The organism is Shewanella sp. 1CM18E (assembly GCF_023161665.1).
Classification (GTDB): domain Bacteria; phylum Pseudomonadota; class Gammaproteobacteria; order Enterobacterales; family Shewanellaceae; genus Shewanella.
The window spans coordinates 164,591-182,961 of record NZ_JALNTW010000001.1; the positions used below are offsets into that span (position 1 = coordinate 164,591).

At 44.6% G+C, this 18,371-nt stretch carries 12 protein-coding genes; 4 read left to right on the top strand and 8 right to left on the bottom strand.

Annotated elements, in window-relative coordinates; translation table 11 throughout:
* Positions 1-1,557: a cytochrome ubiquinol oxidase subunit I gene (locus MSG37_RS00750; protein ID WP_248468671.1), complete on the bottom strand. Its 1,557-nt coding sequence runs from the start codon at positions 1,555-1,557 to the stop codon at positions 1-3.
* Positions 1,558-2,780: 1,223 nt separating this feature from the next.
* Complete coding sequence (purL, locus tag MSG37_RS00755) at positions 2,781-6,662, bottom strand: phosphoribosylformylglycinamidine synthase (protein WP_248469123.1); 3,882 nt, start codon at positions 6,660-6,662, stop codon at positions 2,781-2,783.
* Positions 6,663-6,964: 302 nt separating this feature from the next.
* Here purL and mltF point away from each other — a divergent pair, with 302 nt between their 5' ends.
* Together mltF and MSG37_RS00765 are read left to right on the top strand one after the other, a co-directional pair.
* On the top strand, positions 6,965-8,419 hold the full coding sequence (gene mltF, locus MSG37_RS00760) for a membrane-bound lytic murein transglycosylase MltF (protein ID WP_248468672.1): 1,455 nt from the start codon (positions 6,965-6,967) through the stop codon (positions 8,417-8,419).
* Between the two features lie 224 nt (positions 8,420-8,643).
* A complete protein-coding gene (locus tag MSG37_RS00765; protein WP_248468673.1) occupies positions 8,644-8,781 on the top strand; it encodes a hypothetical protein in 138 nt (45 codons plus the stop codon).
* On the opposite strand, the gene tadA is transcribed toward MSG37_RS00765, so the two are convergent.
* The 3 genes from tadA to guaB all read right to left on the bottom strand — a co-directional run bounded on the left by tadA (position 8,771) and on the right by guaB (position 12,583).
* A complete protein-coding gene (tadA, locus tag MSG37_RS00770) occupies positions 8,771-9,319 on the bottom strand; it encodes a tRNA adenosine(34) deaminase TadA (protein ID WP_282446538.1) in 549 nt (182 codons plus the stop codon). The genes MSG37_RS00765 and tadA overlap by 11 nt on opposite strands.
* A gap of 89 nt (positions 9,320-9,408) precedes the next feature.
* A complete protein-coding gene (gene guaA, locus MSG37_RS00775) occupies positions 9,409-10,986 on the bottom strand; it encodes a glutamine-hydrolyzing GMP synthase (RefSeq protein WP_248468674.1) in 1,578 nt (525 codons plus the stop codon).
* 124 nt (positions 10,987-11,110) lie between these two features.
* Complete coding sequence (gene guaB / locus MSG37_RS00780; protein ID WP_220781142.1) at positions 11,111-12,583, bottom strand: IMP dehydrogenase; 1,473 nt, start codon at positions 12,581-12,583, stop codon at positions 11,111-11,113.
* 120 nt (positions 12,584-12,703) lie between these two features.
* Here guaB and xseA point away from each other — a divergent pair, with 120 nt between their 5' ends.
* Positions 12,704-14,041 (top strand): exodeoxyribonuclease VII large subunit, encoded by a 1,338-nt coding sequence (gene xseA, locus MSG37_RS00785; protein ID WP_248468675.1) that lies wholly within the window; start codon positions 12,704-12,706, stop codon positions 14,039-14,041.
* 186 nt (positions 14,042-14,227) lie between these two features.
* Entirely contained in the window at positions 14,228-14,902 is a 675-nt protein-coding gene (locus MSG37_RS00790; RefSeq protein ID WP_248468676.1) for a hypothetical protein, read from the top strand.
* A gap of 87 nt (positions 14,903-14,989) precedes the next feature.
* On the opposite strand, the gene der is transcribed toward MSG37_RS00790, so the two are convergent.
* From der to MSG37_RS00805, 3 genes are all read right to left on the bottom strand, one after another.
* Positions 14,990-16,462 carry a ribosome biogenesis GTPase Der gene (der, locus tag MSG37_RS00795; RefSeq protein WP_248468677.1) on the bottom strand — a complete coding sequence of 491 codons (1,473 nt, stop codon included), beginning with the start codon at positions 16,460-16,462 and terminating at the stop codon, positions 14,990-14,992.
* A gap of 85 nt (positions 16,463-16,547) precedes the next feature.
* A complete protein-coding gene (bamB, locus tag MSG37_RS00800) occupies positions 16,548-17,735 on the bottom strand; it encodes an outer membrane protein assembly factor BamB (protein ID WP_248468678.1) in 1,188 nt (395 codons plus the stop codon).
* A gap of 11 nt (positions 17,736-17,746) precedes the next feature.
* Complete coding sequence (locus MSG37_RS00805; protein ID WP_248468679.1) at positions 17,747-18,367, bottom strand: tetratricopeptide repeat protein; 621 nt, start codon at positions 18,365-18,367, stop codon at positions 17,747-17,749.
* Positions 18,368-18,371: the final 4 nt, after the last annotated feature.

Here is an 18,371-nt window from a genome sequence, read left to right on the forward strand (position 1 = left end):
TTAGGCATCAAGCTTTTCAAAGTGATAGCGACCCGTCTTTAAACAGCTTGGACCAATACGCGCGAACTTAATCATTAGATAAAGCTCAATCACTAACAAGATGGTATAGAACAGCGTGATAGAAATAATACTGAACATCAGGTCGCCAACAGACAAGCTAGAGGCAGACATAAACGTTGGTAATACTTCAGAGATCGTCCATGGTTGACGGCCATATTCAGCCACAAACCAACCACACTCAATGGCAATCCACGGTAGTGGTAAGCTATAAAGTGCCGCTTTAAGCACCCAAGGTTTCTCGTCGATTTGGTGACGTGTGCTTTGCCAGAATGCCGCTGCAAAAACGAACAACATAATCACACCAAGGCCAACCATCACACGGAAAGACCAGAACATAGGTGCTACGTTTGGAATAGAGTCATCAGCTGCAGCTTTGATTTGCTCATCTGTCGCGTCAACGACTTTATCAGTGTAACGCTTCAATAGCAGACCATAACCTAGGTCAACTTTAGCTTCTTCAAATGCTGCGCGGATTTCAGGCGTTTCTTCACCGTTACGTAGCTGCTCAAGTAAACCATAAGCGACCATACCGTTGCGAATACGCACTTCATGCTCTGCAATCAGATCTTTGATACCGGTAACTTGCTCATCAAGTGAACGAGTCGCAATGATACCCATTGCATAAGGAATCTTAACCGCAAAATCTGTTTCTTGAGTTTCTTGATTTGGGAAACCTACTGCAGTAAATGCAGCTGGTGCTGGCTCAGTGTGCCATTCCGCTTCAATAGCCGCTAGCTTAACGCGTTGTACTTCACCTACCTTGTAGCCTGATTCGTCACCTAGAACGATTACAGACAAGATAGACGCCATACCGAAACTTGCAGCAATCGCAAATGAACGACGGGCAAACGGTAAGTCACGCTTCTTAAGAATGTAGTAAGCACTGATTGCAAGAACGAACATCGCACCAGCAACATAACCTGACGCCACAGTGTGAACAAACTTCACCTGTGCTACTGGGTTAAATAACACTTCACCCCAGCTCGTCATTTCCATACGCATGGTTTCGTAATTGAATGTGCTACCGACAGGGTTTTGCATCCAACCGTTCGCCACCAGAATCCAAAGCGCAGACATGTTAGAACCTAGGGCTACTAACCAAGTTACCGCTAAATGCTGACGTTTGCTGAAACGATCCCAACCAAAGAAGAACATACCCACAAGAGTAGATTCTAGGAAGAATGCCATTAGGCCTTCAATAGCAAGTGGTGCACCAAAGATGTCACCAACGTAATGCGAGTAGTATGACCAGTTAGTTCCGAATTGGAACTCCATCGCCAGACCGGTTGCAACGCCAAGTGCAAAGTTGATACCGAATAACTTACCCCAGAACTTGGTCATATCTTTATAGATTTGCTTATTGGTCATCACATAAAGTGATTCCATAATGGCTAGCAAGAAAGCTAACCCCAAGGTCAAGGGAACAAATAGGAAGTGATACATGGCCGTCATCGCAAACTGGAAACGCGACAGGTCAACAACCTCTTCTAAAATCATTTGTGACTCCTTAGGTGGTGCGTCAAATCACTTTCGTTAGATCCCCATCAACGAGAGTGATTGCCTATATAGGAATATTAATGCAGTAAAACAGTCAGTTTTTATAACAAAAACCCAACTTCAACCGCGATTCGTTGTTTAATTCATAAATTTTGTATTTCAAAGCCAAAAACACTAGCAAACCCACGCTTGCGATCACATTTTCAATGGCTGTTGTGACTCCCTTCTCGAATACGCAAATAAAGATTAAACAAATTAGTTAATATCAGTCACTTGCAAGACGAAATAAGGTTATCCGCAGTGTTTTTATAACATTCAAAATTGATTCAAATCAATCAAAGCATTCGGTTTCAACGGGTTTTGAGGTGAAGCACACAGTTCCACCCTAGAGCCCGTTGACAACACAAAATACTCATGCTAGGAGCGCTTGAAAAATAAGCAAAACAATTATTTTCACCCAATAAACATTTTATTTAACGCTAAACAGACAAAACACCAATTATTAACAATTCCAGCAACAGTTATCGTATCCCTAAATAAAACCCCACCTAAATTAATTTTCTCCAAAACCCTTTAAATACATACATATAACCAAAACCAACAAAAACAACCAATATTAAGCGTCAATTTTCGGATAATAAAAACTAATAGTTAAATGAAGTTTTTCTCGTTTGATCAAAAATTAGACCTCGCCTAAAATGGGCACCAAGTTAAGGAGACGGTCTAGCCAACCCGGTGAAGTAGCCCGGTAAAGACTAACTCCGCTTAAATCATCTATCTATGTGGAGAAACTGTTATGACAAAATTATTCGAGCGTCTAGTTGTTAGCTATCAGCGTGTTTTCGTTGAACTTTATAAAGCTAGAGAGCTGTAAGTAAGACTGTTTAATGCAAGATTATTCTTGAAGTTTTGTTAGCGCAAAGCGGCCCTCCTTAGTAATAAGGGGGGCTTTTTTATACCTGCTCATTACCCAAGCCGAAAAATGTTTTATAAATTCTGAATAATGAAGATTACGGATAACTTCAGCTTATCCAAAATCTTAGTGATAGCTCGCCAAAAAGCTTTTATTAGCAATCTATTTAGCAAGAAATGCTCTGTAATCTATTGTTTAGTGGTACTTCTTTGGCTAAACAAGCACCATGTAATTATTTCAGGCAAAAAAAAGCCCCTATATTTAGGGGCTTTTTATTAGCAAGTGACTGTTTACATCAGCAAACAGTACATTAGCCGACTGACTTTCTCACATTGCGGAACATTCTCATCCAAGGGCTATCTTCACCCCAAGATTCTGGATGCCATGAGTTAGCAACCGTTCTAAATACACGCTCAGGATGCGGCATCATGATTGTCACTCGACCGTCAGTTGAACTCAATGCAGTAATCGCATTTGGCGAACCATTCGGGTTTTGCGGATACTGAGTAGCAATTTGACCATTACCGTCAACATAACGCAGTGCAATGGTACCAGACGCTTCTGCAGCGGTTAACGCTTCAGGCGATGCAAACTCAGCACGACCTTCACCGTGTGATACGGCAATCGGCATACGTGAGCCTTCCATGCCTTGGAAGAATAGCGATGGACTCTTTTGTACTTCAACCAAGCTAAAGCGCGCTTCAAAGCGCTCAGAGCGGTTACGCACAAAGTGTGGCCATAACTCAGTGCCAGGAATAATGTCTTTAAGGTTAGACAACATCTGACAACCATTACACACACCAAGCGAGAAACTATCGTTACGTTCGAAGAACTGGCTAAACTGCTCACGAGCACGCTCATTAAACAGAATCGACTTAGCCCAGCCTTCACCCGCGCCTAGTACGTCACCATAAGAGAAACCACCACAGGCCACGAGGCCTTGGAACTGCTCAAGACTAATACGGCCGCTTAGGATGTCACTCATGTGTACGTCCATCGCTTCGAAACCCGCGCGGTCAAATGCCGCAGCCATTTCAATATGCGAGTTAACGCCCTGCTCACGCAAGATAGCCATCTTAGGTGCAACGCCTTTTAAGATAAATGGCGCGGCAACGTCTTCACTCGGATCAAAACTTAAATCAACGGTTAGACCTAAATCGTTAGCGTCTTGCTTAAGCTCAAACTCTTCTTTAGCGCACTCAGGGTTATCACGTAGCGCTTGCATGCGGTACGTGGTTTCAGCCCAAATAGTACGTAGTGATGTACGAGTTTCAGTTAAGACTTCACGTGCACCATCAAAGATGGCAATGCTGTCAGTTTCCGTCAGCTCAGCAACTTTGTGGCAAGGTACACCAGCTGCGGCAAACTTTTCAGTGATAATAGCAGCGTCTTGACGACGAACCTGAATGACTGCGCCTAGCTCTTCGTTAAACAGACGTTCAACGTCAGTACCTGCTAGTGCACTCAAATCAACATTTAGACCTGTGTGGCCAGCAAATGCCATTTCAACTAGTGTGGTATAAAGACCACCGTCACTTCTATCGTGATAGGCAATAATCGACTTATCGGCAATCATTGGCTGAATGGTTTCAAAGAAGCCTTTCAGCGTTGCCGAGTTATCAAGATCTGGGGCGATGTCACCTAGCTCACTGTAGACCTGAGCTAAGCAAGAACCACCTAAGCGGTTTTGACCAAGACCAAGATCAAGCAATAACAAGTCAGTGTCACCTTTGTCGCTGCGTAGCTCTGGCGTGACTGTATTGCGTACATCTTGCACCACACCAAATGCGGTGATCACCAATGACATTGGTGAAGTTACTGTCTTTTGAACGCCGTTTTCTTCCCAAGCTGTCTTCATCGACATAGAGTCTTTGCCCACTGGAATTGTCAGTGACAAGTCAGGACATAGCTCTTCACCAATGGCTTTAACTGCCTCATAAAGACCAGCGTCTTCACCTGGGTGACCTGCTGGCGACATCCAGTTAGCAGAGAGTTTAATGTGCTTGAACGAGCCGATATCAGTACCCGCAATGTTCATAATGGATTCAGCAACCGCCATACGCGCCGATGCGCCAAAGTCCAGTAGTGCAAGCGGCGTGCGCTCACCCATAGACATAGATTCACCCGCGTATGAGTCATAGCTTGATGCAGTAACCGCACAATCAGCAACTGGAACCTGCCACGGGCCAACCATTTGGTCACGGTTAACCAGACCTGTTACCGTTCTGTCACCAATGGTAATAAGGAAGGTCTTTTCAGCAATCGTTGGCAAACGCAGTAAACGGTGCGCCGCTTCTTTGACTTCAATACCTGATTGGTCAAGTGCTGCAGAGTTAGCTTTAGCACTCACCACGTCGCGACTCATCTTAGGCGCTTTGCCTAGTAGCACTTCAAGTGGCAAATCGATTGGGTGGTTTTCAAAGTGTTCGTCACTTAGGACTAACTCTTTCTCTTCCGTAGCAACACCTACAACCGCAAACGGAGCACGCTCACGCTGACAAATTTGGGTAAATAGCTCGATATTCTCTGGTGCAATTGACATCACATAACGCTCTTGTGATTCGTTACACCAAATCTCTAGCGGGCTCATGCCTGGCTCATCAGACGGTACTTTACGTAGCTCAAACTTACCGCCACGCTCGCCATCATTAACCAGCTCAGGGAAGGCATTTGATAAACCGCCCGCGCCCACATCGTGGATAAACTGGATTGGGTTAGCATCACCCATCTGCCAGCAGCGGTCGATAACCTCTTGGCAACGACGCTCCATTTCTGGGTTTTCACGCTGTACAGAAGCAAAGTCCAAATCTTCACTCGACTGACCCGATGTCATTGATGACGCCGCGCCGCCGCCCAAACCGATATTCATCGCTGGGCCGCCAAGTACCACTAGCTTAGCGCCAACGGTGATCTCGCCTTTTTGTACATGCTCTTCGCGAATATTACCTAAGCCACCCGCAAGCATGATTGGCTTATGATAACCGCGCACTTCAACACCGTTGTGGCTGTTAACTTCTTGCTCGTAAGTACGGAAGTACCCCACCAACGCCGGACGACCAAACTCGTTATTAAATGCCGCGCCGCCTAATGGGCCTTCGGTCATAATATCAAGCGCGGTAACAATGCGGTCTGGCTTGCCGTAATCCGCTTCCCATGGCTGCACAAAGCCTGGGATCTTAAGGTTTGATACGCTAAAACCTGTAAGGCCCGCTTTTGGCTTAGAGCCACGACCTGTTGCGCCTTCGTCACGAATTTCACCACCGCTACCTGTCGCTGCACCTGGGTACGGGCTGATAGCAGTTGGGTGGTTGTGAGTTTCAACTTTCATTAAGATGTGCATTGGCTCAGTGTGGTAACCATATACGCCATCTTGTTTCGGGAAGAAGCGACCGGCTGTTGAGCCTGTCATTACCGCAGCGTTATCTTTATAGGCAGATAGCACGTTGTCTGGTGTCTTCTCGAAAGTATTTTTGATCATCTTGAACAATGATTTTGGCTGAACTTCACCATCGATTGTCCAATCTGCATTAAAGATTTTATGACGACAATGCTCAGAGTTTGCCTGAGCAAACATCATCAATTCAATATCGTTCGGGTTACGGCCTAAGCGCGTAAAGTTCTCAACGAGATAATCAATTTCATCATCAGCTAATGCCAAACCAAGCTTTGTATTGGCTTGCTCTAGCGCTGCACGTCCTTGACTTAATACATCAACGCTAGTGAACTTTGCCGGCTCTGTGCGCGCAAACAATACGCTTGCATCATCAAAGCTTGGCAAAATCACTTCAACCATACGGTCGTGTAGTAATGCAGTTAAGGTTTTTGTTTGCTCAGCACTTAGTTCATCACTAACAACATAATAGGCAATACCACGCTCAAGACGCTTTACCTTATTAAGTCCACAGTTGTGGGCGATGTCTGTTGCTTTTGATGACCAAGGAGAAATGGTGCCGGGACGGGGTGTAACGAAGTGGAGATGACCTTCTGGCGTGTGCGCTTCAATAGCGGGGCCGTAGGTTAGAATTTTTTCAAGCTGTTGATTTTCAGTGTCATTTAACGATTCGTTTAAATCGGCTAAATGGATAAACTCGGCATAGATTTGGCGCACTGGCAGTGCTGCCGATTCACAAGCTTGCATCAGCTTCTGTACTCTAAACGCCGAAAGTGCAGGGGCTCCGCGGATGATCTCCATCACGTCTTTTCACCTTATATTTATAATTGCAGGGTCAGATCTGGGCGCTATTATAGGGAAATGTTTGTCACAAATCATCAGTAGTCGCTGTACAAAACAGTGTTTCCTATTTAGAAAAAAGTACCTTGATTTTTACGGCTCGCAAAAGCCGACGATTGTTGGCAATTATGCGCAAAATTCAATTTTAGGCTCATAATAAAAGTAATATACATCAAGGCAAAAGCCGCTTTTTTACCAAGACTTATAATGTGATATAATCGCTGGCTGTTTCTTTTTAACTTACGTGCTAATACGACTAAATCATGAAAAAAATCTTGCTAACTCTATGCTGTATCGCTTTGCTGGCTGCTTGCCAGAAAGTTGTCGTGGAGCAAGCAAAACCCGTTGAGCCACCAAAGCAGACGGAATTAGTTGTAGGCACCTTATATGGTCCGCAAATTTACTTTACTTCAGGTCAGGGTGACTCAGGTTACGATTATGAAATGGCTGAGCGTTTTGCCAATTACCTCGGTCTCGAATTAAAGATGCAGCCGTTTGCTAATATTAGCGAGCTGTATACGGCCATGAAAAACGGTGAGATTGACATCATAGCCGCAGGCCTTGGCGACACACCTGCCAGACGCGAGCAATTTCGAGTTGGTCCACCGCTGTATCGCGTTAACCAAGTTTTAGTCTATCGCCAAGGTACGCCTGTACCTAAGAGCATTGATAAGCTGAAAGGCGAAATAACGGTTATTACCGACTCCTCTTTTGTCGATACTTTGACTGAATTACAAAAATCCAATCCTGATTTAGTCTGGAATCAAGAAAAAGATAAAGATGCAGAAGAACTGCTCACTATGATTGCAGCTGGCGATATTCCTTATACTATTGCCGACTCAACCAGCTTAGACATCAACCGCCGCTTTATGCCGGAGCTGCGTGAAGGCTTAGTACTAAAACAGAAGCAACCTGTGGTATGGCTGTTGCCGCCTAATAACAGCGACAAGCTAATGAGTGAATTATTGGCTTTTTGGCATATAGAAAAACGCAGCGGTACATTGGCGCATTTAAATGAGAAGTACTTTGCTCACGTAAAGCGCTTTGATTACGTTGATACTCGCGCATTCATTCGTGCCATCGACAATAAACTACCTAAGTATCAAGCAACCTTTGAAAAGTACGCTGGAGATATTGACTGGCGTAAACTGGCTGCAACGGCCTATCAAGAGTCTCATTGGAATCCTAATGCTCGCTCGCCCACCGGTGTGCGCGGCTTAATGATGTTAACTTTACCTACGGCGAAGCAAGTGGGTATTAAGAATCGTCTTGATCCATATCAGAGCATTCAAGGCGGCGCGAAATACTTAAACAGTATGCTTGAGCGTTTACCTGAGTCGATCCCTGCTAGTCAGCGGATGTGGTTTGCCCTTGCCTCTTACAATATAGGTTTAGGTCATGTTGAAGATGCGCGTAAGTTAGCACAAGCTCAAGGTTTAAACCCTAGCGCTTGGCGCGATGTAAAGTCAGTATTACCACTACTGCAAAAACGTAAATACTACAAGAAAACCCGCTATGGTTATGCCCGCGGTAATGAAGCTGTGCACTATGTTGATAGCATTCGCCGTTATTACGACACTTTAGTGTGGATTGATAACCAGAATATGCTGCTTGAACTTAGGAATAAGCCACTGCAAACCGCTGAGATCCAAGAGAAAGTGGTTGACTTACAGGCGCCTCAAGAGCCTTTGCTTGATGCATCCCCTGAAATTAACTAGCCGACAATTAAACTCCCCCTCCGCTTAGCTAAACACCACTTAGCTTTGCGGTGACTTATACCAATAAGCTAACGGGAATGACAACTTCATCACACAAGTCATTTATTCCCAAAATTCATCAAAGATTAATAACTCTCGCGTAGACTTTCGCTATTAAAGTTTGCTAAATAGTAATAATACCAGTTAGCAAAGCAGCTAAAGTAACGAATATCGTGGGGCTAATTATGAGAAAAAAAACAATCAACAATGTTGCAGCACGCCGTCGTAGCCAGCTAAAAACACGCCATCAAAAAGTGCTCGGGCGTCAGAAGCAATTTTTCGTTTTTATTAAGCCGTCTGAAGATAACTTTTTCAACCCTTAGGTCGGGTTGCTGTTTCACCCAATTCTAATGCTTGTTGTTTTGCCAAAGCTTTAGCCGCCTTAATCTCTTTTCTACGGCGTCTAAAGAACGCACTCAACTGCTCAGCACACTCTTGCTCTAATACACCCGAATCCACTTCGACCAAATGATTAAAAGCACTGTGGCGTACGATATCGATTACGGTTCCTGCCGCACCTGTTTTTTGATCTTTAGCGCCAAACACTAAGCGGCTTACACGTGAATGCACAATTGCCCCGGCACACATAGCGCATGGCTCTAAAGTAACGTATAAGGTGGTATCTAATAGACGATAGTTCTGCATAATTTGCCCGGCTTGGCGCAGACACTGCATTTCGGCGTGAGCACTTGGATCATGCAGGCCAATACTAAAATTAAAGCCAGCGCTTACTACTTCACCGTCTTTAACCAACACAGCTCCAACAGGGACTTCGCCCTTCTCTTCAGCCTTAGTTGCCATCTCCATTGCCATTTTCATGAAATGAAGATCTTGTTGTTCTATTGAGTCAAATTGTGGCAAACCAAGCTCCAAAGATAATATTCATCACGTCAGTACAAATAAAAAAGGTGCCGAAGCACCTTTATTTAAGCGTAATTATAATCCGAAGATTATTCCCACTCAATCGTTGCAGGTGGCTTACCAGAAATATCGTAAACTACGCGCGAAATACCATCAACTTCGTTGATGATACGGTTAGATACACGACCTAGGAAATCATAAGGTAAGTGTGCCCAATGCGCCGTCATAAAGTCGATAGTTTCTACTGCACGTAATGAAACAACCCAGTCGTACTTACGACCGTCGCCCATAACACCCACTGAACGAACTGGTAGGAATACAGTAAATGCTTGGCTTACTTTATTGTAAAGGTCGGCTTTGCGTAGCTCTTCGATAAAGATCGCATCAGCTAGACGTAGTAAGTCACAGTATTCTTTCTTTACTTCGCCAAGAACGCGCACACCAAGACCTGGTCCTGGGAACGGGTGACGGTAAAGCATGTCGTATGGAAGACCTAGTTCTAGACCAATCTTACGTACTTCATCTTTAAACAGTTCACGTAATGGCTCAACTAGACCCATTTCCATATCATCTGGCAAACCGCCAACGTTATGGTGTGACTTAATGCAGTGTGCTTTACCTGTTGCACTACCTGCAGACTCAATCACGTCTGGGTAGATAGTGCCTTGAGCAAGCCATTTAGCGTTAACGCATTTCTTAGATTCTTCGTCGAAGATCTCTACGAATACGCGGCCAATGATCTTACGCTTAGCTTCTGGTTCAGCTTCGCCAGCCATAGCGTCTAGGAAACGGTTTTCAGCATCAACATGAACAATGTTTAGACCAAAGTGGTCACCAAACATTTCCATGACTTGCTGCGCTTCGTTTAGACGTAGTAAACCGTTATCAACGAATACACAAGTTAGCTTATCGCCAATCGCGCGGTGTAAAAGCATAGCAACTACTGATGAATCAACACCACCAGATAGACCTAAGATAACTTCGTCGTCACCCACTTGCTCTTTAATACGAGCTACCGCATCTTCAATAATTGATGCTGGTTTCCAGTTTGCTTCACACGCACAAATGTCTAGTGCGAAATGCTCAAGCATACGCTTACCTTGACGAGTGTGAGTCACTTCAGGGTGGAACTGCACGCCGTAGAACTGCTTGTCTTCATTTGCCATAGCTGCAAATGGGCAAGTCTCAGTCTTAGCAACGGCTACGAAACCTTCTGGGATTTCAGATACTTTGTCACCGTGGCTCATCCATACATCAAGTAATGGCTTGCCAGTTTCGCTAACTGCGTCTTCAATTGCTTTAAACAGTGCCGATTCAGCTTGTAGTTCTACTTGCGCATAACCAAACTCGCCTTCGCCCACACCTTGAATTACTTTACCACCAAGCTGCTCAGACATAGTTTGCATGCCGTAACAAATACCTAGTACAGGTACGCCAGCGTTAAACACATATTCTGGTGCGCGTGGTGAGTTCTCAGCGGTAACACTTTCAGGGCCACCGGCTAAGATAATGCCGTTTGGAGCAAATTCGCGAATTTGCTCTTCAGAAACATCCCAAGCCCAAAGTTCACAATACACGCCGATTTCACGAATACGACGGGCGATCAGTTGAGTGTATTGCGATCCAAAATCTAAAATGAGGATCTTATGCTCATGAATGTTGCTCATGGGGTACCTTATCTCTATTTTTTCTTTATTGTTAACTAACTAAGCAATGAGTACTTTATGAACTTACTACTTAGCTTAATTTAAGGGCGACATTATATGTCGCCCTTAAGATTTAAGACACTAATTAAGAACGAGTGCTATAGTTAGGTGCTTCTTTACTAATCGTTACGTCGTGAACATGCGACTCGCCCATACCCGCAGCGGTGATTTTCACAAACTCAGCTTTCTCGTTTAGCTCTTTAATCGTTGCACAACCTGTTAGACCCATGCATGAACGAAGACCGCCCATGTGCTGGTGAATGATCTCTTTTAACTTACCTTTGTAAGCTACGCGACCTTCAATACCTTCAGGTACTAGCTTGTCTGCTGCGTTATCACTTTGGAAATAACGATCAGATGAGCCTTGAGTTTGGGTCATTGCCCCTAGAGAGCCCATACCACGGTATGACTTGTATGCACGACCGTTATATAGCTCAGTTTCGCCTGGCGCTTCATCAGTACCTGCAAACATAGAACCAGCCATAATGCACGATGCGCCAGCAGCAAGTGCTTTAGCTAAATCACCAGAGAAGCGAATACCGCCATCAGCAATCACTGGAATGTCTAGGTGCTTAACCGCTGCTGCAGCATCAGATACAGCAGTAATTTGCGGTACACCCACACCAGTAACAATACGAGTCGTACAGATAGAGCCAGGACCAATACCGACTTTAACTGCGTTAACGCCAGCTTCAACTAGTGCTAACGCACCTTCAGCTGTTGCTACGTTACCACCAACGATTTGTAAGTCTGGGTATTTAGCACGAGTATCACGAATGCGTTGCAAAACGCCTTCTGAGTGTCCATGTGAAGAGTCAATTAGCAAAATATCAACGCCAGCTAAAACTAGGGCATCAACACGCTCTTCGTTACCAGGACCTGCACCCACGGCAGCGCCAACACGTAAACGACCTAATTCGTCTTTACATGCATTAGGCTTACGCTCTGCTTTTTGGAAATCTTTAACAGTGATAAGACCTTTAAGCTTAAAGTTGTCATCAACAACCAATACTTTCTCAACACGGTGAGAGTGCATCAGTTTTTGAACTTCATCTAGCTTAGTGCCTTCAGGAACGGTTACTAGACGCTCTTTAGGCGTCATCACTTTATCGACGGTACGTGACCAATCAGTGATAAAACGTACGTCACGGCCAGTAATGATACCAACAAGTTCGTTAGCATCGTTTACGACAGGATAACCTGCGAAACCATTTCTTTCGGTCAATGCCTTAAGATCGGCTAATGTGGTTGATGGTGTCACTGTTACTGGCTGCTGAACGATACCCGCTTCGTAAATTTTTACTTTGCGAACTTCTTCAGCTTGCTGCTCAATCGTCATGTTTTTATGGATAAAACCAAGGCCACCTTCTTGCGCGATAGCAATCGCTAAACGAGCTTCGGTAACGGTATCCATAGCGGCAGACACGATTGGAGTATTCAACTCAATCTTATTCGTCAGGCGTGTTTTTAAAACAGCTGTATTTGGGAGGACGGTAGAGTGCGCTGGAACCAACAACACATCATCAAAAGTTAACGCTTCTTTTTTCAATCTTAACATGCAACATCTCCCCAAGAGAGTAGGAATTAGAGGTGAAATATTGCGGCGAGATTATACCTTGCATATCTGGGTTGGTAAATGGAAAATAGACATTAAATCGCATTTGTGTATAAAAAAATTATGAAAACCCCAAAAAATGATGTTTATACCGTCTCTCGCCTTAATGGCGAAGTGAGACAACTTTTAGAGGGTCAGCTAGGCCGAATTTGGCTCAATGCTGAAATTTCAAACTTTGCGGCGCCGGGCTCTGGCCACTGGTATTTAACGCTTAAAGACAATTTCTCACAAATACGCTGCGCCATGTTCAAAGGCCGCAATCAGGCAGTAACCTTTCGCCCTGCTAACGGTCAACAAGTATTGGTTAAAGGTAATATCAGCGTTTATGAGCCTCGCGGCGATTACCAACTCATTATTGAATCTATGCTACCGGCCGGTGATGGATTACTCGCCCAGCAATATGAAGCGTTAAAGATGAAACTAGCAGCAGAGGGGTTATTTGCCACTGACACTAAACGCCCGCTTCCTGCTAACATTCAAAAAATTGGTGTAGTGACCTCGCCGACTGGCGCTGCGATCCGCGATATTTTGCATGTACTTGCTCGCCGAGACTCATCAATTGAAGTCATTATTTACCCCACTCCAGTGCAAGGCACTGATGCCGCCAAAAGCATTTGCGATGCCATCAATCTAGCTAACTTCAGAGCCGAAGTTGACGTATTGCTGGTGACTCGTGGCGGTGGTTCGCTTGAAGATTTATGGAGCTTTAACGACGAAGGGTTAGCCCACACTATTTATAACAGTGGTATTCCTGTTGTGTCTGCCGTTGGTCATGAGGTTGATATAACCATCAGTGATTATGTGGCTGATCTTCGTGCGCCAACGCCATCAGCAGGCGCAGAGCTGTTATCAAAAGACACCGACAATAAAGCGCAAAAGCTGTTAGCACAGCTTTCCCGCCTAAAGCAGGCTTGGCAACATTATCAATTAAAGAAACAAAGCCAAGTACAAACTGTTGAGCATCGCCTACAAAAGCAAGATCCACAGCGTCGCCTACAGATGTATGAGCAAACCTTTGATGAAATGCAGCTGCGCTTACAACAAGCGATGCAAACTAAGCTGCATGCACATACTTTAAAACAGCAAAATTTAAGTAACCGTCTAGCTAATCAATCGCCGCAGCATCGCCTTACTCTTGAAACGCAGCGGTTGAGCTATTTAAGCGCCAAACTTAATGATGCCATGGATGATAAATTAAAGATGAGTGAGCAGCGCCTTGCTCACCGCGCACAACAATTAGAAACCGTTAGTCCGCTCGCTACCCTAAGCCGTGGTTACAGCATTACCTTAACGGGAGATGGTAAAGTGGTGCAGTCTCCAGCAGATACCTGCGTTGGCGATACCCTTACCACACGCCTACGCGATGGCAATGTGACTTCAACTGTGGTTGAGGTAAGTTAACTCAGAGTTGTTTTTAGCAAACTTCCAACTCGTATGCAGGTAATCAACGCTTGCTAGACAAAATATTCGCATCACTGACGGCAACTCAATATTGCCGTCAGTTTTAATCAATTAGAAATAATCAACAAGCCTAATAATTATATGAAAATAAACATCAGCAACACGATAAAATGGTCAGCAGGCCTCATGCTGGCAGCACTAAATCTAAATGCCTATGCAACAACAGAGAGCAAAGTCGTCATCTCTGACACATTTACCGCTGCAGCAACAAAGCATGGCTTTAACGGTGAGTTGGTAAATCGGTTATGCGAGCCTCTGCCTGATATTGTCAGTATTACTTGTCACCATTCAGGTGAAGACGGCCCTTTTGAAAACTTAATTGTGCAATATCGCTACAATACTCGCACTACCAATAACGATATGTATAAGCATGTAGAGTTAAACGATATCCGAATTGATTTAAAACATAAGCAAATTAACTTCTGGAGTGGTCATCAAATCACTACGCCAGACGGTATTAGCGTCAATCGAATTGAAGGCACCAGTAACTCTTATATTGAAACCGGTGGCATGCGCGGCTTTGTCAGTCGCACAGATAGACGTTTTCAACAACAAAGAGACACGGAATACGTGTTATCTCACACCTCTGAGTTCACCTATAAAGACCTTGATCGAAAAACAGCTATTTATGCGATAACACATTACCAAAAGATGGTGAGCGACAATGACTATGTTGTGGCTTACAAGGAAGATCAGGTTATTGAGCCCGTAACAATAATGCAAGGTGCCAGCTTTACGTTCCCTATGAGCGAACCATTGAGACAACGACTAATAGATGTTATTCAACAAAGTGCAAAATAAGCTAAACGACTTCAACAAAAAAGGAACCCTGAGGTTCCTTTTAACTATCATTCGGCGAGTTCAAGCAAGCTGAAACTAGAACACAAATTAATCTTTGTTCTTGTCGCGAATATGACCAACCATACGCTTACGGCGACGCTCTTGGCTCACAGTCAGTTTCTTGCTGTTCATCCCCTCAAACGGGTTACCACCCTCTTGGAAGCGCAACTGGATTGGGGTACCAATCACTTTCAGTGAACGACGGAAGTAGTTCATCATATAGCGCTTGTAAGAGTCTGGAAGCTTCTTAACCTGGTTACCGTGTACAACCACGATTGGTGGGTTGTAACCACCGGCATGAGCGTACTTCAGCTTAACACGGCGACCGTTAACCAATGGTGGCTGATGATCGTCTTGTGACATTTGCATGATACGCGTCAACATAGAAGTACTAACACGTCGTGTCGCACTGTCATACGCTTCTTCGATTGACTCAAACAAGTGACCCACACCCGTACCGTGAAGTGCAGAGATAAAGTGAATACGTGCGAAGTCGATAAAACCTAAACGACGATCCAGCTCGCTCTTAACGCGATCTTTAACGCCTTGGTCAATACCGTCCCACTTGTTCACCGCAATCACTAGTGCACGACCAGCGTTAAGCACGAAGCCTAATAGGCCTAAGTCTTGCTCTGCAATACCTTCACGAGCGTCGATAACCAATAACACTACGTTACTGTCTTCAACCGCTTTAAGAGTTTTAATTACTGAGAACTTCTCAACGGTTTCATGTACCTTGCTACGACGACGCACACCCGCAGTGTCAATCAATACGTATTCACGGCCTTGACGTTCCATTGGGATATAAATACTGTCACGAGTCGTGCCTGGCTCATCGTAAACAACAACGCGCTCTTCACCTAAAATACGGTTAGTTAGCGTTGATTTACCTACGTTTGGCTTACCGATAATTGCCAACTTAATTGGCAAGTCTTGCAGACGCTTTTGCTCAGCTTCTGCTTCTTCTTCAGTAAACTCGCGCTCTTCTTCGTCATCATCACCGTCTTCTTCTTTTTTAATGCCCATCGCTTCTGCGTATGGCGCTAAAGAATACTCGATCATGTTGGTCACGCCACGGCCTTGAGCCGCTGCCATTTGGTAAACTTCACCTAGGCCTAGTGACCAAAACTCAGCACAAGCAGAGTCTGCATCGATACCGTCAACTTTGTTAGCAACAACGAAAGTCGTTTTTTCACGGCTACGTAAATGTTGAGCAATCGCAAGATCGGCAGCAGTTAGACCCGCGCGAGCGTCGGTCATAAATAACACTACGTCTGCTTCTTCAATCGCAGCTAGAGATTGCTCGGCCATGCGAGTTTCAATCCCTTCTTCAGTGCCGTCAATACCGCCGGTATCAACTACGATGAACTCATAACCTGCAAGATGTGCTCGGCCGTATTTACGATCCCGAGTTAGCCCAGGAAAGTCAGCGACAAGCGCATCTCTGGTACGGGTAAGTCGGTTAAAAAGGGTCGACTTACCAACGTTTGGTCGCCCAACTAGGGCCACAACAGGAATCATTTAATTGCCTCTATTACTCATTTTCTAATAACTAAAAAGCCCCCGGACACACATCCAGGGGCCTTATCATCTCAATCGACTTGGCTTACGGAAGTGTTACTCGAATCACTTTTCCACCACGAGTCTGCACATATAAGTTGTCGTTAACAACTAATGGCTGACTGTATAAACCAGAGCTATCCACTTCTACACGTCCAACGATTTTACCGTCTGACTTATTTAAAAAGTGAAGGTAGCCTTCAAAATCACCTACAACTACGTAATCTTTAAAAGAAACGGCTGCAGTTAAACTGCGGTTAGCTAGCTCTGCGTTATTCCATAACTCTAGACCATTTCGTCTATCAACAGAATAAACACGGCTATGGTCATCAACCACAAACAGGCTTGCACCTGAATAGGCTAATTCATGGAAACTTGAGTAACTACGTGACCAAACGATTCGGCCAGTACGCATTTCCATTGATACCAAGTTGCCGTTATAGCTAACAGCATATAGGTTTTCACCTACTAATAGCGGCTTCATATCTACATCAGCCATGCGTGAGAACTCGTTGCCTCCCGCTGGCGTATAGATAGCTTGCTCCCAAGCTGCCTGACCATTATTTTTAATCACTACTGCGATTTTACCATCAGCAGTACCAACAAAGAATCCACCGGCTTCATAAGAAGCAGCACCAGTACCACGCAAGGTTAAAGTTGGTAGTTGGTTTTCGTAAACCCATTGCAAGCTGCCATCATCTACGTCAAACGCTTCTAATGTGCCTGCACCAGTATTCACTACCACTACATCTTCACCCACTGTTGGTGCTGATAATAGCTCACCGCCAGCAATGACATGCCAAACAGCTTCACCAGTAGCTTCATCAAATGCCGCTAATAGGCCGCTTTCACCGCCCACAAAAATCTTGTTACGTGCAGCCGTTACGCCACCCGCCAAACGTGCGCCTTTGTTTTTAGCCAGTGCATTATCTCTAAATGCAGAGCTAAAGTCATTTTCCCAAACGCGCTCGCCTGTTACTTCGTCAAATGCTTCTACTTTACCGTAGCGATCTGCGACAAATAGCTTGTCGTAACGCGCAGCTGGACGTAAACGTGAATAGTAATCACCTACGCCACTACCAACATTTGCGCTCCAAGTCACTTCAGGGAACACACTTGCTTCAATTTCGCTAAGCGGAGTAATAGGTTCTTCTTCTACATCACTTGAAGAACAAGCAGACAACATGCCTATGCTCATTCCACATGCGAGCAATGTTTTGCACCAAGACTTCATGGGCAGATTCCTTATGCCTTGTTCAGATTATCAAGCTTCATTTGTAATGTTGGACTAGTCATAGTGCCACCATTGTCTACTGCTGTTTGATAGGCAATCTTTGCCTTTTCTGTTTCGCCTTGGCGAACTAAGAAATCACCTTTTAACTCATCTCGTTGCGCTGCTGAAGCGGCATCAGTAATTTGCTCAAGCGTAGTAATCGCTATTGCAAATTGACCTTGCTCGGCTTGTACACGTGCAAGACGCATAGTCGCAATCAAATTAATGCTGGCATCAGCATTCGTTGCAATCACATTCTTTAATGTTGCTTCTGCTTTAGCCAAATCGCCAGTTTCAACCGCTGATTTAGCCACTAAAAGCTCAAGTAGTGATTGATAACCTTTTTGACCGTGCTCTTTAGCAAAGTTTTCTGCAGCGCTTAACATAGCTGCATCTGCGCTATTTTGACTGCTTAATGCTTGGAATGACTCAGACGCTGCTTCAGCTTGAGCCACTTGGTGGTCAGAATAATAGTTCCAACCAAATAATCCACCTAAACCGACAACAGCACCAATAACTACTGATGTGCCGTAATCTTTCCAGAACTGTTTGATAGCATCTACTTGTTGCTCTTCTGTGCTATAGATTTCCACTTCA

What these genes read in the sequence shown, in the direction of transcription:
- MSG37_RS00750 (WP_248468671.1), bottom strand. Translation starts at nt 1,557, where the DNA reads ATGATTTTAGAAGAGGTTGTTGACCTGTCGCGTTTCCAGTTTGCGATG.
- purL (WP_248469123.1), bottom strand. Translation starts at nt 6,662, where the DNA reads ATGGAGATCATCCGCGGAGCCCCTGCACTTTCGGCGTTTAGAGTACAG.
- mltF (WP_248468672.1), top strand. Translation starts at nt 6,965, where the DNA reads ATGAAAAAAATCTTGCTAACTCTATGCTGTATCGCTTTGCTGGCTGCT.
- MSG37_RS00765 (WP_248468673.1), top strand. Translation starts at nt 8,644, where the DNA reads ATGAGAAAAAAAACAATCAACAATGTTGCAGCACGCCGTCGTAGCCAG.
- guaA (WP_248468674.1), bottom strand. Translation starts at nt 10,986, where the DNA reads ATGAGCAACATTCATGAGCATAAGATCCTCATTTTAGATTTTGGATCG.
- guaB (WP_220781142.1), bottom strand. Translation starts at nt 12,583, where the DNA reads ATGTTAAGATTGAAAAAAGAAGCGTTAACTTTTGATGATGTGTTGTTG.
- xseA (WP_248468675.1), top strand. Translation starts at nt 12,704, where the DNA reads ATGAAAACCCCAAAAAATGATGTTTATACCGTCTCTCGCCTTAATGGC.
- MSG37_RS00790 (WP_248468676.1), top strand. Translation starts at nt 14,228, where the DNA reads ATGCTGGCAGCACTAAATCTAAATGCCTATGCAACAACAGAGAGCAAA.
- der (WP_248468677.1), bottom strand. Translation starts at nt 16,462, where the DNA reads ATGATTCCTGTTGTGGCCCTAGTTGGGCGACCAAACGTTGGTAAGTCG.
- bamB (WP_248468678.1), bottom strand. Translation starts at nt 17,735, where the DNA reads ATGAAGTCTTGGTGCAAAACATTGCTCGCATGTGGAATGAGCATAGGC.